This window comes from Clostridium liquoris (genome assembly GCF_002995785.1).
In the GTDB taxonomy this organism is placed as follows: domain Bacteria; phylum Bacillota; class Clostridia; order Clostridiales; family Clostridiaceae; genus Clostridium_AO; species Clostridium_AO liquoris.
In genome coordinates, this window is record NZ_PVXO01000032.1 from 87,157 (window position 1) to 102,656 (window position 15,500).

General features: G+C 34.0%; 14 protein-coding genes, 21 tRNA genes, 1 pseudogene and 1 riboswitch. All 36 genes and pseudogenes read left to right on the forward strand.

Going from position 1 to position 15,500, the window contains the following annotated elements; translation table 11 throughout:
- Positions 1-23 precede the first annotated feature (23 nt).
- The 36 genes and pseudogenes from CLLI_RS05660 to CLLI_RS05835 all read left to right on the forward strand — a co-directional run bounded on the left by CLLI_RS05660 (position 24) and on the right by CLLI_RS05835 (position 15,471).
- Positions 24-629 (forward strand): XTP/dITP diphosphatase, encoded by a 606-nt coding sequence (locus CLLI_RS05660; protein ID WP_106063262.1) that lies wholly within the window; start codon positions 24-26, stop codon positions 627-629.
- Between the two features lie 2 nt (positions 630-631).
- Positions 632-1,105 carry a metallophosphoesterase family protein gene (locus CLLI_RS05665; protein WP_106063263.1) on the forward strand — a complete coding sequence of 158 codons (474 nt, stop codon included), beginning with the start codon at positions 632-634 and terminating at the stop codon, positions 1,103-1,105.
- Between the two features lie 104 nt (positions 1,106-1,209).
- Positions 1,210-1,285, forward strand: a tRNA-Pro gene (locus tag CLLI_RS05670).
- A 7-nt stretch (positions 1,286-1,292) separates the two neighbouring features.
- Positions 1,293-1,366 (forward strand) — tRNA-Gly (locus CLLI_RS05675).
- A gap of 5 nt (positions 1,367-1,371) precedes the next feature.
- A tRNA-Arg gene (locus tag CLLI_RS05680) sits at positions 1,372-1,448 on the forward strand.
- Between the two features lie 4 nt (positions 1,449-1,452).
- A tRNA-His gene (locus CLLI_RS05685) sits at positions 1,453-1,528 on the forward strand.
- A 5-nt stretch (positions 1,529-1,533) separates the two neighbouring features.
- Positions 1,534-1,608: transfer RNA gene (locus CLLI_RS05690), tRNA-Gln, on the forward strand.
- Between the two features lie 4 nt (positions 1,609-1,612).
- Positions 1,613-1,688, forward strand: a tRNA-Lys gene (locus tag CLLI_RS05695).
- Between the two features lie 38 nt (positions 1,689-1,726).
- Positions 1,727-1,810, forward strand: a tRNA-Leu gene (locus CLLI_RS05700).
- 13 nt (positions 1,811-1,823) lie between these two features.
- A tRNA-Gly gene (locus tag CLLI_RS05705) sits at positions 1,824-1,898 on the forward strand.
- A gap of 6 nt (positions 1,899-1,904) precedes the next feature.
- Positions 1,905-1,978 (forward strand) — tRNA-Gly (locus CLLI_RS05710).
- Positions 1,979-1,985: 7 nt separating this feature from the next.
- A tRNA-Arg gene (locus tag CLLI_RS05715) sits at positions 1,986-2,062 on the forward strand.
- Positions 2,063-2,066: 4 nt separating this feature from the next.
- Positions 2,067-2,143: transfer RNA gene (locus CLLI_RS05720), tRNA-Lys, on the forward strand.
- Between the two features lie 16 nt (positions 2,144-2,159).
- Positions 2,160-2,235 (forward strand) — tRNA-Pro (locus CLLI_RS05725).
- Between the two features lie 8 nt (positions 2,236-2,243).
- A tRNA-Gly gene (locus CLLI_RS05730) sits at positions 2,244-2,317 on the forward strand.
- Positions 2,318-2,322: 5 nt separating this feature from the next.
- A tRNA-Arg gene (locus CLLI_RS05735) sits at positions 2,323-2,399 on the forward strand.
- 5 nt (positions 2,400-2,404) lie between these two features.
- Positions 2,405-2,481 (forward strand) — tRNA-Lys (locus CLLI_RS05740).
- A gap of 6 nt (positions 2,482-2,487) precedes the next feature.
- Positions 2,488-2,563: transfer RNA gene (locus CLLI_RS05745), tRNA-His, on the forward strand.
- 10 nt (positions 2,564-2,573) lie between these two features.
- Positions 2,574-2,649, forward strand: a tRNA-Lys gene (locus tag CLLI_RS05750).
- A gap of 33 nt (positions 2,650-2,682) precedes the next feature.
- A tRNA-Leu gene (locus CLLI_RS05755) sits at positions 2,683-2,766 on the forward strand.
- 13 nt (positions 2,767-2,779) lie between these two features.
- A tRNA-Gly gene (locus tag CLLI_RS05760) sits at positions 2,780-2,854 on the forward strand.
- Between the two features lie 9 nt (positions 2,855-2,863).
- A tRNA-Gly gene (locus CLLI_RS05765) sits at positions 2,864-2,937 on the forward strand.
- 27 nt (positions 2,938-2,964) lie between these two features.
- Positions 2,965-3,041 (forward strand) — tRNA-Arg (locus CLLI_RS05770).
- Between the two features lie 258 nt (positions 3,042-3,299).
- Positions 3,300-3,401: riboswitch (purine riboswitch) on the forward strand.
- 100 nt (positions 3,402-3,501) lie between these two features.
- On the forward strand, positions 3,502-4,095 hold the full coding sequence (locus CLLI_RS05775; RefSeq protein ID WP_106063264.1) for a xanthine phosphoribosyltransferase: 594 nt from the start codon (positions 3,502-3,504) through the stop codon (positions 4,093-4,095).
- A gap of 26 nt (positions 4,096-4,121) precedes the next feature.
- Positions 4,122-5,237 carry a BMP family ABC transporter substrate-binding protein gene (locus CLLI_RS05780; protein WP_106063265.1) on the forward strand — a complete coding sequence of 372 codons (1,116 nt, stop codon included), beginning with the start codon at positions 4,122-4,124 and terminating at the stop codon, positions 5,235-5,237.
- Between the two features lie 16 nt (positions 5,238-5,253).
- A complete protein-coding gene (locus CLLI_RS05785; RefSeq protein WP_106063266.1) occupies positions 5,254-6,786 on the forward strand; it encodes an ABC transporter ATP-binding protein in 1,533 nt (510 codons plus the stop codon).
- Positions 6,779-7,849, forward strand: coding sequence for an ABC transporter permease (locus tag CLLI_RS05790; RefSeq protein ID WP_207655084.1), 1,071 nt, complete (start codon positions 6,779-6,781; stop codon positions 7,847-7,849). Before CLLI_RS05785 ends, CLLI_RS05790 begins: the two co-directional genes overlap by 8 nt.
- Complete coding sequence (locus CLLI_RS05795; protein WP_106063267.1) at positions 7,850-8,785, forward strand: ABC transporter permease; 936 nt, start codon at positions 7,850-7,852, stop codon at positions 8,783-8,785.
- A gap of 225 nt (positions 8,786-9,010) precedes the next feature.
- Positions 9,011-9,934, forward strand: a complete 924-nt coding sequence (gene pyrB / locus CLLI_RS05800) for an aspartate carbamoyltransferase (protein WP_106063268.1) — start codon at positions 9,011-9,013, stop codon at positions 9,932-9,934.
- 35 nt (positions 9,935-9,969) lie between these two features.
- Positions 9,970-10,110 (forward strand): annotated as a pseudogene (locus CLLI_RS05805) (aspartate carbamoyltransferase regulatory subunit); the annotation flags it as partial.
- A gap of 3 nt (positions 10,111-10,113) precedes the next feature.
- Positions 10,114-11,310: a dihydroorotase gene (locus CLLI_RS05810; RefSeq protein ID WP_106063270.1), complete on the forward strand. Its 1,197-nt coding sequence runs from the start codon at positions 10,114-10,116 to the stop codon at positions 11,308-11,310.
- Positions 11,311-11,313: 3 nt separating this feature from the next.
- Entirely contained in the window at positions 11,314-12,180 is an 867-nt protein-coding gene (pyrF, locus tag CLLI_RS05815) for an orotidine-5'-phosphate decarboxylase (RefSeq protein ID WP_106063271.1), read from the forward strand.
- Between the two features lie 14 nt (positions 12,181-12,194).
- Positions 12,195-12,923 carry a dihydroorotate dehydrogenase electron transfer subunit gene (locus CLLI_RS05820; protein ID WP_106063272.1) on the forward strand — a complete coding sequence of 243 codons (729 nt, stop codon included), beginning with the start codon at positions 12,195-12,197 and terminating at the stop codon, positions 12,921-12,923.
- Between the two features lies 1 nt (position 12,924).
- On the forward strand, positions 12,925-13,818 hold the full coding sequence (locus CLLI_RS05825; protein ID WP_106063273.1) for a dihydroorotate dehydrogenase: 894 nt from the start codon (positions 12,925-12,927) through the stop codon (positions 13,816-13,818).
- A 52-nt stretch (positions 13,819-13,870) separates the two neighbouring features.
- Positions 13,871-14,461: an orotate phosphoribosyltransferase gene (gene pyrE, locus CLLI_RS05830; RefSeq protein WP_106063274.1), complete on the forward strand. Its 591-nt coding sequence runs from the start codon at positions 13,871-13,873 to the stop codon at positions 14,459-14,461.
- 218 nt (positions 14,462-14,679) lie between these two features.
- Positions 14,680-15,471: a hypothetical protein gene (locus CLLI_RS05835; RefSeq protein ID WP_106063275.1), complete on the forward strand. Its 792-nt coding sequence runs from the start codon at positions 14,680-14,682 to the stop codon at positions 15,469-15,471.
- The last annotated feature ends 29 nt before the right edge of the window (positions 15,472-15,500 follow it).

The window sequence follows — 15,500 nt, forward strand, 5'->3', positions numbered from 1 at the left end:
TTTTAATCAGGATGGTGAATTAGATGAAAAAATTGATTTTAGCTAGTAATAATGAAAATAAGATAATAGAAATTAAAGATATATTGTCACCATTAAATGTTCAGGTTATTTCCTTAAAAGAAGCAGAAATTAATGTGGAGGTAGAGGAAGATGGAAAGACCTTCATGGAAAATGCCTATAAAAAGGCAAAAGAGATATTTGATATAGTCAGTGACAAGGATTATATGGTATTGGCAGATGATTCAGGATTAGCTGTGGATGCCTTAGGAGGAGCACCAGGTGTTTATTCCGCAAGATTTTCTGGAGAACATGGAAATACTAAAAAAAATAATGAAAAGTTATTAAGATTAATGGAGAATATAAAGGATAGAAGGGCAAAATTTATATGTGCTATGGTATTGATTGTTGATGAAAAGAATACTATCAGAGTTCAAGGGGAAGTAGAAGGAGCAATCTTAGAGGAAGAAAGAGGAAAAGATGGCTTTGGATATGATCCCCTCTTTTATGTTCCTCAATATAATATGACTTTTGGGGAAATGGATTCAAAGGCTAAAAATTCAATAAGTCATAGGAAAAAGGCTCTAGTAGATTTGGAAGAAGAACTTAGGAAATATTTACAGGGGGAATAAAAGTGTTAATAGGAGTTGTTAGCGATACGCACAGACATACATGGATAATAGAAAGAGTAATGGAAAAACTTCAGAATATAGACCTATTAATTCACTTAGGTGATAATACACAGGATATAAAGGAATTTCATAGGTTTTATAGTGGCAGAATTATAAATGTAAAGGGCAATTGTGATTACTCTAGTACTATACCTTCAGATATAATTGAAGAAATTCAGGGTCAGAAATTTTTTATAACCCATGGGCATCATTATGATGTAAAGCACAGTTTATCTAGATTGAAATATAAGGCTATAGAAGAACAAGCTAATGTAGTTTTATTTGGGCATACTCATGTTTCCCAAATTGTATATGAAGATGGTATATGGTTTATAAACCCTGGAAGCCCTGTATTATCAAGGGATGGATTTAATAGTGTGGCTCTTATAGAGATAAAAGATGGTAAAGTAAATGCCAGTATTAAGGCTATAAGATAAAAAAATAAAAAAAAAGTTCAAAAATTCTATTGACGGATTCTAAAATATCGTGTAGAATAATCTATGTCGTCGGGAGTTAATAATGAATTCCCGACGAAATTAATCGGGGTGTGGCGCAGATGGGAGCGCGCGTGGTTTGGGACCATGAGGTCGCAGGTTCAATCCCTGTCACCCCGACCACAGATATGCGGGTGTAACTCAATGGTAGAGTGCTAGCCTTCCAAGCTAGTTACGAGGGTTCGATTCCCTTCACCCGCTCCAGAAATGCGTCTTTAGCTCAGTTGGATAGAGCAACGGCCTTCTAAGCCGTGTGCCATGGGTTCGAATCCCTTAAGACGCACCATATGGTGGATGTAGTTCAGTTGGTAGAGCGCCAGATTGTGGTTCTGGTTGTCGAGGGTTCGAGTCCCTTCATCCACCCCAGATACTGGGATGTCGTCAAGCGGTAAGACACAGCACTTTGACTGCTGCATTCGTAGGTTCGAATCCTGCCATCCCAGCCAATATGGTTCACTAGCTCAGTTGGTAGAGCACATGACTTTTAATCATGGTGTCCGGGGTTCAATTCCCCGGTGAGCCACCATACTTAAGATATTTAAGTGTACAAACAAAACAATCAATGCAGGCGTGGCGGAACTGGCAGACGCACTAGACTTAGGATCTAGCGCCAATGGCATGGGGGTTCAAGTCCCTTCGCCTGCACCATATTTAAAATTACGCGGGAGTGGCTCAGTGGTAGAGCGTCACCTTGCCAAGGTGAACGTCGCGAGTTCGAATCTCGTCTTCCGCTCCAAGATATGCGGGTGTAACTCAATGGTAGAGTGCTAGCCTTCCAAGCTAGTTACGAGGGTTCGATTCCCTTCACCCGCTCCAAAAAAATGCGCCTTTAGCTCAGTTGGATAGAGCAACGGCCTTCTAAGCCGTGTGCCATGGGTTCGAATCCCTTAAGACGCACCAATATGCGCTATTAGCTCAGTTGGTTAGAGCACCTGACTCTTAATCAGGGTGCCCAGGGTTCGAGTCCCTGATAGCGCACCATAAACTAATTTAATTACGGGGTGTGGCGCAGATGGGAGCGCGCGTGGTTTGGGACCATGAGGTCGCAGGTTCAATCCCTGTCACCCCGACCACAAGATATGCGGGTGTAACTCAATGGTAGAGTGCTAGCCTTCCAAGCTAGTTACGAGGGTTCGATTCCCTTCACCCGCTCCAAATATGCGTTTTTAGCTCAGTTGGATAGAGCAACGGCCTTCTAAGCCGTGTGCCATGGGTTCGAATCCCTTAAGACGCACCAAATATGCGCTATTAGCTCAGTTGGTTAGAGCACCTGACTCTTAATCAGGGTGCCCAGGGTTCGAGTCCCTGATAGCGCACCATAAATGGTGGATGTAGTTCAGTTGGTAGAGCGCCAGATTGTGGTTCTGGTTGTCGAGGGTTCGAGTCCCTTTATCCACCCCATGTATGATATGGTTCACTAGCTCAGTTGGTAGAGCACATGACTTTTAATCATGGTGTCCGGGGTTCAATTCCCCGGTGAGCCACCACACTTAAATATTTTAAGTGTATTAACAATCAATGCAGGCGTGGCGGAACTGGCAGACGCACTAGACTTAGGATCTAGCGCCAATGGCATGGGGGTTCAAGTCCCTTCGCCTGCACCATATTTAAAATTATGCGGGAGTGGCTCAGTGGTAGAGCGTCACCTTGCCAAGGTGAACGTCGCGAGTTCGAATCTCGTCTTCCGCTCCAGAATATGATGCGGGTGTAACTCAATGGTAGAGTGCTAGCCTTCCAAGCTAGTTACGAGGGTTCGATTCCCTTCACCCGCTCCAGATTAAGTTTAGCATTAAGGGCTTTAAGCGCCCATAGCTCAGCTGGATAGAGTGACGGACTTCGAATCCGCAGGTCACAGGTTCGATCCCTGTTGGGCGCACCAAAAATAATAATTAGGCATTACGCAAAGGGTTGATATACCAAAGCATTACAAGAATATAATAGTTTCTTGTAATGCTTTTTTATTTTCCACGCAAGAACTATTTCCCACACTTTTTCCGCAATAGAAAAGCGTAACTATGCATCTTTACAATATGGAGTTTGGGCAAATTTCATGGTTTTTGTAAATGGGTGTTGCTTTTTATATAAAAGTGATATATTATATTTATAACATATGAAATTTACGAATAATTAATATATTAGACAACTGAATATTCGCACTCATATAAGCTTAGTAATAGGGCCTAAGCGTTTCTACCAGACAACCTTAAATTGTCAGGCTATGGGTGTTTACTTGGATATATTATTTTGAATATAATAGATCTATTTAAACTCCCTATGTTTACATTGGGGAGTTTATTTTTTATAATAAGGATTTTGCAATAGTAGAGAGGAGCAGAGGTATGGAAATTTTAAAAAATAGGATAATTAAAGATGGTGTTGTAATAGGAGATAGAATTCTAAAAGTAGATAGCTTTTTAAATCATCAATTAGATGTAGGATTATTTAATGAAATAGGTAAAGAATTTAAAAATAGATTTAAAAATAAAAATATATCAAAAATACTTACAGTAGAAACTTCAGGCATAGGCATAGCTTGTATAGTTGCTCAGTATTTTGGAAACATTCCAGTAGTTTTCGCCAAAAAACATTCAGGAATAAACATGGATACAGATAATTATGAATCCAATGTTCATTCCTTTACAAAGGAAACAGACTACGTCATAAAAGTTTCTAAAAAGTACATAAATGACGAAGATAATGTATTAATCATTGATGATTTTTTGGCTAGCGGTAGCGCTATGTCTGGACTTATAGATATATGCAAACAAGCAGGTACAACCATTCAAGGTGTAGGTATTGTAATAGAAAAGAGTTTTCAAGGTGGCAGAGAGTTAATAGAAAAAGAAGGAATTCAATTAGAATCTCTTGCCATTGTTGAAGACATGAAAAATGGACAAGTTATTTTTAAAGATGAAAAATCAAAAATTATATAATTATATGTTTAAGGAAGGGGTAAAAAATGAAAAAATCAAAATTGCTTAGTGGTTTACTAGCGTGTACTGTACTAATCTCATCATTGCTTATTGGTTGTGGAGATAAAAAAGCTACTTCACAAAAAGCATCAGCAGACAAAAAGGAAATAAAGGTAGGTTTCTTATATGTTGGTCCAATAGGTGATGGTGGTTGGACTTATTCTCATAATGAAGGAAGATTGTATTTAGAAAAGGAATTAAAGGTTCCAACTATTTATAAGGAATCTGTAAAAGAAGATACAGCAGAGGTTCAAAAGGTAACTGAAGATATGATAAATCAAGGTTGTAATGTAATTGTAGGTACAAGCTTTGGATTTATGGATGGATTAGAAAAGGAAGCAAAGAAACACCCGGAAGTTAAATTCTTACATTGTTCAGGCTATAAAACTTCAGAAAATATGTCAACCTATTTTGGCAGAATATATCAAGCTAGATATTTATCTGGTATTGTTGCAGGAATGAAAACAAAAACAAATAAAATAGGATATGTGGCAGCTTTCTCTATACCAGAAGTTGTTAGAGGTATTAATGCTTTTACTTTAGGAGTACAATCTGTAAATCCTAATGCAAAGGTAATGGTTAAATGGACAAACACCTGGTATGATCCAGCAAAGGAAAAGGAAGCAGGGAAAGCATTACTTGCAGAAGGTGTAGACGTAATAACACAGCATCAGGATACAGCTGGTCCACAGCAGGCAGCAGAGGAAAAAGGAGCCTTTTCTATAGGATATAATACTGATATGAAAGACAAGGCACCTAAGGCTTATATGACAGCACCTATATGGAATTGGGGACCATACTATGTTGATCAGGTAAAAGCAATTCAACAGGGTACATGGAAATCTGAAAGCTATTGGAAGGGATTAGAGACTGGTATAGTAGACCTTGCTGAATTAACTCCAAATGCTCCTGCAGGTGCAAAGGAAGCTGTAGAAAAAGCTAAAAAAGATATAATATCAGGGAAAAATAAAATATTTGTAGGACCTATTAAAGATCAAAAGGGCAATATAAAAGTGGAAGACGGAAAAGTTATGACTGATGAAGAACTACTTAAGTTTGATTGGTTTGTTCAAGGTGTAGTTGGAGAAATTCAAAATAAGTAATTAAATAGGTGATAAAATGGAAAAAAATATACCTTATATTCAAGTGGAGGACATTACAAAGGCTTTCGGAAAAGTAATAGCTAATAATAATGTTAACTTAACTGTATATGGAGGAGAAATACATTCACTTCTAGGGGAAAATGGAGCAGGTAAAAGTACATTAGTGAATATGCTATCAGGAGTATATACTCCTGATAGCGGTTCAATTTATATACATGGCAAAAAGATTAACTTTACATCTCCAAAAGATGCTATAAATTCAGGCATAGGGATGATATATCAGCATTTTAAGCTTGTAGATAATATGTCAGCAGAAGAAAATATGATTATAGGACAAAATACTGGTATATTTGTAAACAAGAAAAAAATAAGAAATAAACTTTTTGATATATGCAGCAAATATGGAATAGATATTGATTTAAAAAAGAAAATATGTAACATGTCTGTAGGCGAGAAGCAGATAGTTGAAATACTTAAAGTACTTTATAGGGGTGCGGATATATTAATATTAGATGAGCCAACTACTGTATTTACACCTCAAGAAGCTGAAAAATTATTTAATATAATGTTTAAGATGAAGGAAAATGGCTGTGCAATAATATTTATATCTCATAAAATGGATGAAGTCATGAAAGTATCTGACAGAATAACAATATTAAGAAAAGGTGAAACAATAGAAACCGTAAATAAATATGAAACCTCGCCTGAAAAGTTAGCAGAATTAATGGTTGGCAAGCAAGTGAATTTATCTATAAAGAGAAGCAAAATAGACATGGGTGAAGAGATAATTAAAGTTAATAATTTAACCGTAAAAAATGAAGAAGCTATAGAAGTGATAAAGGGAGTAACTTTTAATATACACAGGGGAGAAGTTTTAGGAATTGCAGGTATAGCAGGAAGCGGGCAAAAAGAAATATGTGAGGCTATTACTGGTATACAAGCCATTGAGCAAGGAGAAATAATTTTCCAAGGGGAAAATATTGTGGGTAAGACTCCAAGAGAAATAATAAAAAAAGGTGTTAGCATGAGCTTTGTACCAGAGGATAGATTAGGCATGGGATTAGTAGGAGCTATGGATATGGTAGATAACTTACTATTAAAATCTTATCATAATGAAAAAGGTGTTTTATTAAATAAAAAGCCTACAGCAAAAAGGGCTAAAGAAATTAAAGAGAATTTATCCATACTAACTCCAGATATTCACTATCCAATTAAAAATTTATCCGGTGGAAATATACAAAAGATATTATTAGGAAGAGAGTTGGACTCTAATCCTAACTTGCTTATAATGGCTTACCCAGTAAGAGGATTAGATATAAACACCTGCTATACTATATATAATTTAATAGATGATGAAAGGAAAAAAGGAGTAGCTATTTTATATATTGGAGAGGATTTAGATGCTTTAATGCAGCTATGCGACAGAATATTGGTAATTTGTGATGGTAAAATAACTGGCGAATTAAAGGCTTCAGAAGCTACTAAAGAAAAAATAGGTTTACTTATGGGAGGGAAAAGCGAAGAAAGGGAGGAATCTAGTGTTGTTTAGAATAATAAAAAGAAGCAAAATAACTGTAAAAAAGAATATAATGATTAGAATTTCTTCTATTGTTTTTGCGCTTCTATTAGTAGCTATTTTTATAGCTTTATTAGGGTTAAATCCTATGGGAGTATATTCTTCTATGTTGAAGGGGGCCTTTGGCTCTGCCTATAGCATCAGGGAAACTATAATAAAAGCAATTCCATTAGCAATAACTGCACTAGGAATTTCTGTAGCCTTTAAGATGCAGTTTTGGAATATAGGAGGAGAAGGACAAATAATAATGGGAGCATTTTTATCCTCTTATTTTGCATTAAGGTTTCCAGAACTTAATTCATTTCTATTATTAAGCATTATGGCTTTAGCTGGAATAATTGGAGGAGCCATATGGGCATATATTCCTGCGATTTTAAAATGTAAATATGGTACAAATGAAACAATAGTAACTTTAATGATGAACTATATAGCCTTAAAATTTATAACATACCTTCAATACGGGCCGTGGAAGGATCCTAATGCACAAGGCTTTCCTAAGATATCTAACTTCAGTGAAAATGCCATTTTACCAGATGTATTTGGAATAAATATAGGATGGATTATAACTATTGTATTAATTATATTCATGTACATTTTTATGAATTATACAAAAAAGGGATATGAAATAGCTGTTTTGGGGGAGAGCGAAAAAACAGCACTTTATGCTGGTATAAATATTAAGAGTACCATAGTTATTTCTATGCTTTTAAGTGGAGGGCTATGTGGACTTGCAGGTATGATTCAAGCCTCTGCTGTTAGTAACACACTATCAGTTCAGGTTTCTGGCGGTATAGGGTATACCGCAATAATAGTAGCTTGGCTTTCAAATTTAAGTTCTCCCTTGATATTAATGGTGTCTATATTATTTGCAGCTCTACTAGAGGGCGGCTCTTTTATACAAACAGCCTTTGGTATTCCAGAGTCTGTGGCATCAATAATTCAAGCCAGTATATTGTTTTTTGTTTTAGGCAGCGAATTTTTTATAAAATATAAACTTGTAAAAAATAATACATCAACATTAAAGGAGGTAGCATAGATGAATACAGTAATATCGTTTTTAGAAGCATCTATAGTAGCAGGGACGCCTCTTTTATTTGCTACTCTTGGGGAGTTAATATGTGAAAAAGTTGGTAACTTGAATTTAGGTGTAGAAGGTATGATGCTTATGGGAGCTGTTATTGGCTTTATGGTAGGAATAAATACACAAAGTGCTATGGCTGCAATGATGGCTGCTATGGTTGCAGGAGCTTCTGGAGCTTTAATATATGCTTTTTTAACTATAAGTTTGAGAGCTAATCAAGTAGTATCAGGACTTACCTTAACCATGTTTGGTACTGGATTTTCTAGCTTTATTGGTAAAAGTTTAGTAGGACAGGTTGCTCCGGATGCTATAAAAAACTTCTTCAAACCAATTTTTTTACCAGTGCTGGGACACATACCTTTTTTAGGAGAAATATTATTTAGACAAGATGTATTTGTGTATGTTGGGTATATTACTGCTATTTTATTAGGAATTTATATGTATAAAACCTCTCAAGGATTGAATTTAAAGGCCATAGGAGAAAATCCTAAATGTGCTGATGCAGCAGGAATAAATATCACATTATATAAATATATCCATGTATTGTTGGCAGGAGCCCTATGTGGACTAGGAGGTGCGTATCTTTCATTGGTATATGTACCAGCATGGCAGGAAAATGTTACAGCAGGCAGGGGATGGATAGCAGTAGCATTGGTTATATTTGTATCCTGGAATCCTTATAAGGCACTTATAGGTTCTTATGTATTTGGCGGGCTTGATATTATAGGCTTTAGACTTCAAGGATCAAGTATACACATATCACAATATTTAATAGATATGCTTCCATATATAATAACAATAGTGGTTATGGTAGTGGTATCCATGAAGAAATCCTCTAAGAATTCACCACCAAAGGCTTTAAGTGTTCCATATTTTAGAGAAGAAAGATAATTTTCTCAGAGTACAGAGAACAGATTATAGAAAAAAGGCTTGACGCTAAAAAAGAATAGTGATATCATTAATTACAATAAAATGTTACCTTTAATGCAGGTCCTGTGAGACCTAAAAGGATAGTATAGAAGTATCATTGTATAGTATATCTATGCCTTCCTTTATAGGAAGGCATTTTTTATACCTTTAAATTTAGTACAGAGATACTAAAAAGGAGGAGATAGTATGTTAAAGGGAAGAAATTTAATTGACCCAATGGATTTTACATTGGAAGAAGTGGAAGAAATACTTAATTTAGCAGAAAACATATCTAAAAAAAGAGAGGATTATGCACATCTTTGTGATGGCAAAATATTGGCTACTCTATTTTATGAACCAAGTACAAGAACTAGACTTAGCTTCGAATCAGCTATGCTAAGGTTAGGTGGAAAAGTACTAGGTTTTTCAGAACCTAATTCCAGTTCAGTATCAAAGGGGGAAACTTTAGCAGACACAGTAAGGGTTGTCAGCTGTTATTCAGATATAATAGCTATGAGACATCCTAAAGAAGGAGCACCAATAGTTGCTGCGGATTATGCTAGTGTTCCTATTATAAATGCTGGGGATGGAGGACATCAACATCCAACCCAGACTTTAGCAGACTTATTAACAATACGTTCAATAAAAGGAAAATTATCCAATCTTACTATAGGTTTTTGTGGTGATTTGAAATTCGGGAGAACCGTACATTCACTCATAAAAGCTTTATCAAGATACGAAAATAATAAGTTTATTCTTATCTCACCAAAGGAACTACAAATTCCCCAATATATAAAAAGTGAAATATTAGAGAAAAACAATATTGAATTTACTCAAGTAGAGAATTTGGAACAAGTCATAAATAAACTAGATATTTTGTATATGACTAGAATACAAAAAGAAAGATTTAATAATGAAGAAGATTATTTAAGACTTAAAGATAGTTATATATTGGATAAAGGGAAGATGGATAGAGCTTCAAAAGATATGATAGTGCTTCATCCACTACCAAGAGTTAATGAAATAGACTATGAAGTAGATAAGGACGAAAGAGCTTGTTACTTTAAACAGGCCCAATATGGAATGTACGCAAGAATGGCTTTGATTTCTAAGCTTTTGGGGGTGATATAATGAACAAAAACATCAATCTGCCAGAGAAATTAGAAAATAAAATAAAATGTAATAATCCTAGATGTATAACCTCAGTAGAAAAATATATTACTCATACTTTTTATCTTGTAAATAGGGAAAAGGGAGAATATAGGTGTAGATATTGTGATGAAATAGTAAAGGTTATGGAGGATTAGGCTATGGAAATATTAATAAAAAATTCTAGAGTAGTAGATTGGTCTGGGGATTTTTTAGGTGATGTTTATATAAGAGATGGAGTAATAGCCCAAATAGGAAGAAACTTGGAGAAGAATTGTAAGACTATAGATGGACATGGAAAGGTTTTAATGCCTTCCTTTATAGATTTACATGTACATTTTAGGGATCCAGGTTTCACTTATAAAGAGGATATATTAACAGGAAGTAAAGCTGCTGTGAAGGGAGGATATACTGCAGTAAATCTTATGGCTAATACCAATCCAGTATGCAGCAGTATGGAAACAGTAAACTATGTATTAAAAAAAGCTAGTGAAATCGGTCTTGTAGATGTGCATCAAGTAGTATCCATAACAAAAAATTTTGATGGTAAAACCATATCACATATAGATAATTTAGATTCCTCGGTAAAGGCAATATCTGAGGATGGAAAAGATGTAATGGATAGCAAGGTCATGTTAAATGCCATGGTAAAAGCTAAGGAAAAAGGAATGGTTGTAATGTGTCATTCTGAAAATCATGAGCTTTCATCTACAGATATGAGACTTTCAGAAAATACCATGACATGGAGAAATATAACCTTAGCAAAATATACAGGATGTGATACTCACATATCACATGTTAGTACAAAAGAATCTATGGAATATATAATAGAAGCTAAAAAAGAAGGATACAATATAACTTGTGAAGTAACACCACATCATATAGCATTAACAGACAGCACTAAGTATAAAGTTAATCCACCTATGAGAAAAGAAGAGGATGTTAAATTCTTAATAAGGGCTATAAAAGGAGGATTTGTAGATGCTATAGCTACAGATCATGCACCTCATACCGAAGAAGATAAAGCTAATGGTGCACCAGGTATATCTGGAATAGAAACAGCATTTTCAATATGCTATACAAAGCTTGTTAAAAGTAGAGAAATTAATTTAAGTAAGCTTTCAGAAATAATGTCAAAAAGACCTGCTGAAATAATAAAGATGAATAAGGGACAAATAAAAGTAGGTTATGATGGGGATTTGATTCTTATAGATTTGGAAAGGGAATATGAAATTAATAGTAAAAGCTTCTTGTCTAAAGGGAAAAATACTCCTTTTGACGGTATGAAGGTTTATGGAAAAATAGAAAAAACAATTAAGAGCGGAAAAATAGTATATGATGATGCAAGGGAGATTTAACATATGATAATAGATAAGCTATATGAAAGCGTAGAAAATAAGGGACATGTGTGTGTAGGTTTAGATACAAGTTTAGATTATATACCAAAACATTTTATGAGTAAGTTTGTATCAGAAGAGGAAGCGCTATTTCAGTTTAATAAGGAGATAATAGATGCTACTTTAGATATAGCTGCATGTTATAAGGTACAGATTGCATATTATGAAGCTTTAGGAATATCAGGACTTATAGCCTATAAGAGAACTTTAGATTATATAAAAGAAAGTAAAGGAATAATAATATCAGATATAAAAAGGGGAGATATTGCCAAAACTGCAGAAATGTATGCAAAAGCTCACTTTGAAGGAGATTTTGAAACAGATTTTATAACAGTAAATCCTTATATGGGATTAGACAGTATAGAACCCTATCTTCCATACTTAAAAAATAAGAATAAGGGATTATTTGCACTAATAAGAACTTCAAATCAGGGAGCTAAGGATATAGAATTCATAGAAACAAAAGATAATAAGAAAGTATATGAAGCAGTTGGTGAAAAAATACATGATATGGGTAAAGAATTTATTGGTGGATGTGGATATAGTGCCATAGGTGGAGTGATAGGATGTACTCATGTAAATGAGGCAATACAGTTGAGGAAAGTACTAAATACTATGTTCTTCTTAATACCTGGATATGGAGCTCAAGGCGGAAAAGCAGAGGATGTAGCTTTATATCTAAAGAATGGCAATGGAGGAGTTGTAAATTCTTCAAGGGGTATTCTTCTAGCTTATAGAAAAGTTGGAGATGAACTGAATTTTGCAGATTGTGCAAGAAAAGAAGCTATAAGAATGAAAGAAGATATAATGAGAGCTGTAAAAGGCATATAGAATGGAGAGTTAGAATGGAATATAGAATTGAATGTGTTAAGGATAACAAAAAGGTTTGTGAAAATGTATATAAATTATCCATAAAAGGCAAGTTTGAAGGAAATCCTGGTCAGTTTTATATGCTAAGAGCTTGGGATAGAGAGCCCCTATTGAGCAGACCTATAAGCATATACTCCATTGAAAAAGATTGTATAGAATTTTTATATGCAGTAGTAGGAGAGGGAACAGAAATATTAAGCAGATTAAAAGAAGGAAATAGCATAAAACTAACAGGCCCACTAGGAAATTATTTCCCGGTAAATAATTTGAAGGGTAAGATAGCTGTGGTATCAGGAGGCATAGGTATAGCACCAATGCACGAAGTAGTAAAAAGAATAAAAAATTGTCAGGTAGATTTCTATTGTGGATTTAGAGATGAAATTTATGGTATTGAAGAATATAAAAATTTTGTAGATAACACTTATATAAGCACTGAATCTGGAGAGCATGGATATAAGGGATATGTAACGGAAATAATTAATCCTGAAAAGTATGATGTGGTTTTATGCTGCGGACCAGAGATTATGATGAAAAAAGTTGTGGATATGTGCAAAAAAGTTAATGTTCCAGTTTATGTTTCTATGGAAAAACACATGGCTTGTGGAGTAGGGGCTTGTCTTGTGTGTACATGTAAAACAAAGCATGGTAATAAGAGAACATGTAAAGATGGTCCAGTATTTCTAGGAGAAGAGTTGGAGGAATAATATGAAGGTAAATATTTGTGGAGTAGAATTTAAAAATCCGGTGATAGCTGCCTCAGGAACTTTTGGATTTGGACAAGAATACAATGAGTTTTATCCAGTTTCAAAATTAGGAGGAATTAGTTCTAAGGGATTAACCATAAATCCTAAAGAAGGAAATGACGGAATAAGGGTTTTTGAAACTAGGGGCGGGATGTTAAATAGCGTAGGCCTCCAAAATCCTGGAGTGGATTATTTTATAAAAAATGAGTTACCAGAAATGAAAAAACTTAATACTGTAATTATAGCCAATGTAGGTGGAGGAGATATAGATAGCTACTTAAATGCAGTAGAGAAAATAAACAATACAGAAGTAGATATGATAGAGTTAAACATATCCTGTCCTAATGTAAAGCATGGAGGAATGGCTTTCGGAATAAAGTCACAGGTAGCTTATGAAGTTGTAAAAGAGATAAAAAGCATATGTAAGAAGCCTTTAATAGTGAAGTTATCTCCTAATGCTGAAGATATAGTGGATATGGCTGAGAAATGTTGTAATGCAGGAGCAGATGCTCTATCCTTAGTAAATACTTTTAAAGGTATGGCTATAGACATAAATAAAAAAAAGCCTGTATTTAATAATATTACAGCAGGGCTTTCAGGACCTGCAATAAAACCTATAGCTTTAAGAATGGTATATGAAGTATGTAAAGCTGTAGATGTGCCAGTAGTTGGTCTTGGTGGAATATGTACTTGGCAGGATGCTATAGAATTTATAATGGCAGGGGCAAGAGCTATACAGGTAGGAACATGTAATTTTATAAATCCATATGCACCTATAGAAATAATACAGGGAATAGAAGATTATATGAAAAAAGAAGGAATAAAAGATTTAGAAGAAATTACAGGAATAATTTAGATGATAGATTGTAAAGAATAAAGAAATAAGGAATAGAAAAGGAGATAAAAATATGGATAATACAGATAAAATGGTTATAGATACTTTAAAGGAATGTGATGCTCTTTTAGAAGGACATTTTTTACTGTCTTCAGGAAGACATAGCAATAGATACTGCCAATGTGCAAAGCTTTTACAGTATCCAGATAAGGCGGAAAAGGTATTGAAAATTGTAGCGGAAAAATTAAAAAACATTGATTTTGATATTGTTGTTGGTCCAGCTATGGGAGGAATAGTTGTGTCCTATGAATTGGCCAGACAGTTAGGTAAGCCTGGAATATTTGCAGAAAGACAAGATGGAGAAATGACTTTAAGAAGAGGTTTTGAAATCAAAAAGGGGCAAAAGGTAGTAATATCAGAAGATGTTATTACTACAGGAAAATCTTCCTTAGAAGTAGCAAAGGTTATTGAAGAATTAGGTGGAGAAGTAGTTGGGCTATGCTGCATAGTAGATAGAAAAAGTGAAGGGATAGAAATACCTTATCCTATATATAGTGCGGTAAAATTACAAATCAATACTTATGATAAGGAAGAATGTCCATTATGTAAGAGCAGAATTCCATATATAAAACCAGGTAGTAGAAATATGAACTTAATAAAGTAAAAGATATAGATAAACTTTTAATACCTCAAAGAAGCAGACTTTGAGGTATTTTTCTTTGAAAGTTTAATAACATTATGCAATATTAACAAAAATTTATTACTAATTAGCTAACATTTGAGTTATAATAAATAATGATTTAATATGATATTAAGTTCACATTATAGTCATTAACCAGTTTTAGGAATAGTTACATAAAAAGTAAAATAGGAGGAATCATTGTGGGTAAGCCAAGTATTTTTAGTAAAGATTATGAGAAAAAGATGAGAAGAAGAAGAGGAATAATAATTTTATCGATATTTGCAGTTATTCTCTTAACCTCAGGTGCTTGGTTGCTAGGCAAAGTGAAAGTTAAGAGTTTTGTATCAAGTAAAAAAGAAAATATTGAGGATAAGAAAAAAGTGGTTGAAAATAAAAAGAATGAAAAGAATGCTATTACAGAAGGTAATAAAAACGAAAAGGTATCTAAAGAAACAAAGAAAACAGATGGATATGAAATTAAATTAAGTAATGGAGAAAAAATAAAATTAGTCTATGAGGAAGAAAATAATGTGAAAAAATTTAAATATATTTATCCATTAGATAGTAAAGTGAAATATGATATAAGTCCTTCCGGTAAAAAAGCTATAGTTTATGATGAGAAGGTTCAAAAAATTATATCTGTAGATATAAATGGAAAAATTTTAGATATAACTAATACTAAATACGTTTCAACAGATGGCAGCGTGATTATAAATCATGATGAACAAATACAGGCTAGACCAGACTACATTTGGTGTGATATGCCTAAATTCGTGGATGAAAATAATATAGCTTATGTAAGTCAATTACCTTGGTTAAATAAAACTACTAAATATATATGGACATATAATATTCCTAATAATACTCATATGAATATTCAAAGTATTTCAGGCGAAGAATTGACTATAGATAAACTTAGTGATAAAGGTTTAAAAATTTTAGCAGATGGCAAAACTTTATTTTTAAAGGCTAATGGTGAGGTAACTGAATAAAAGAAAGGGAATTTTCAAAAAAATATTTA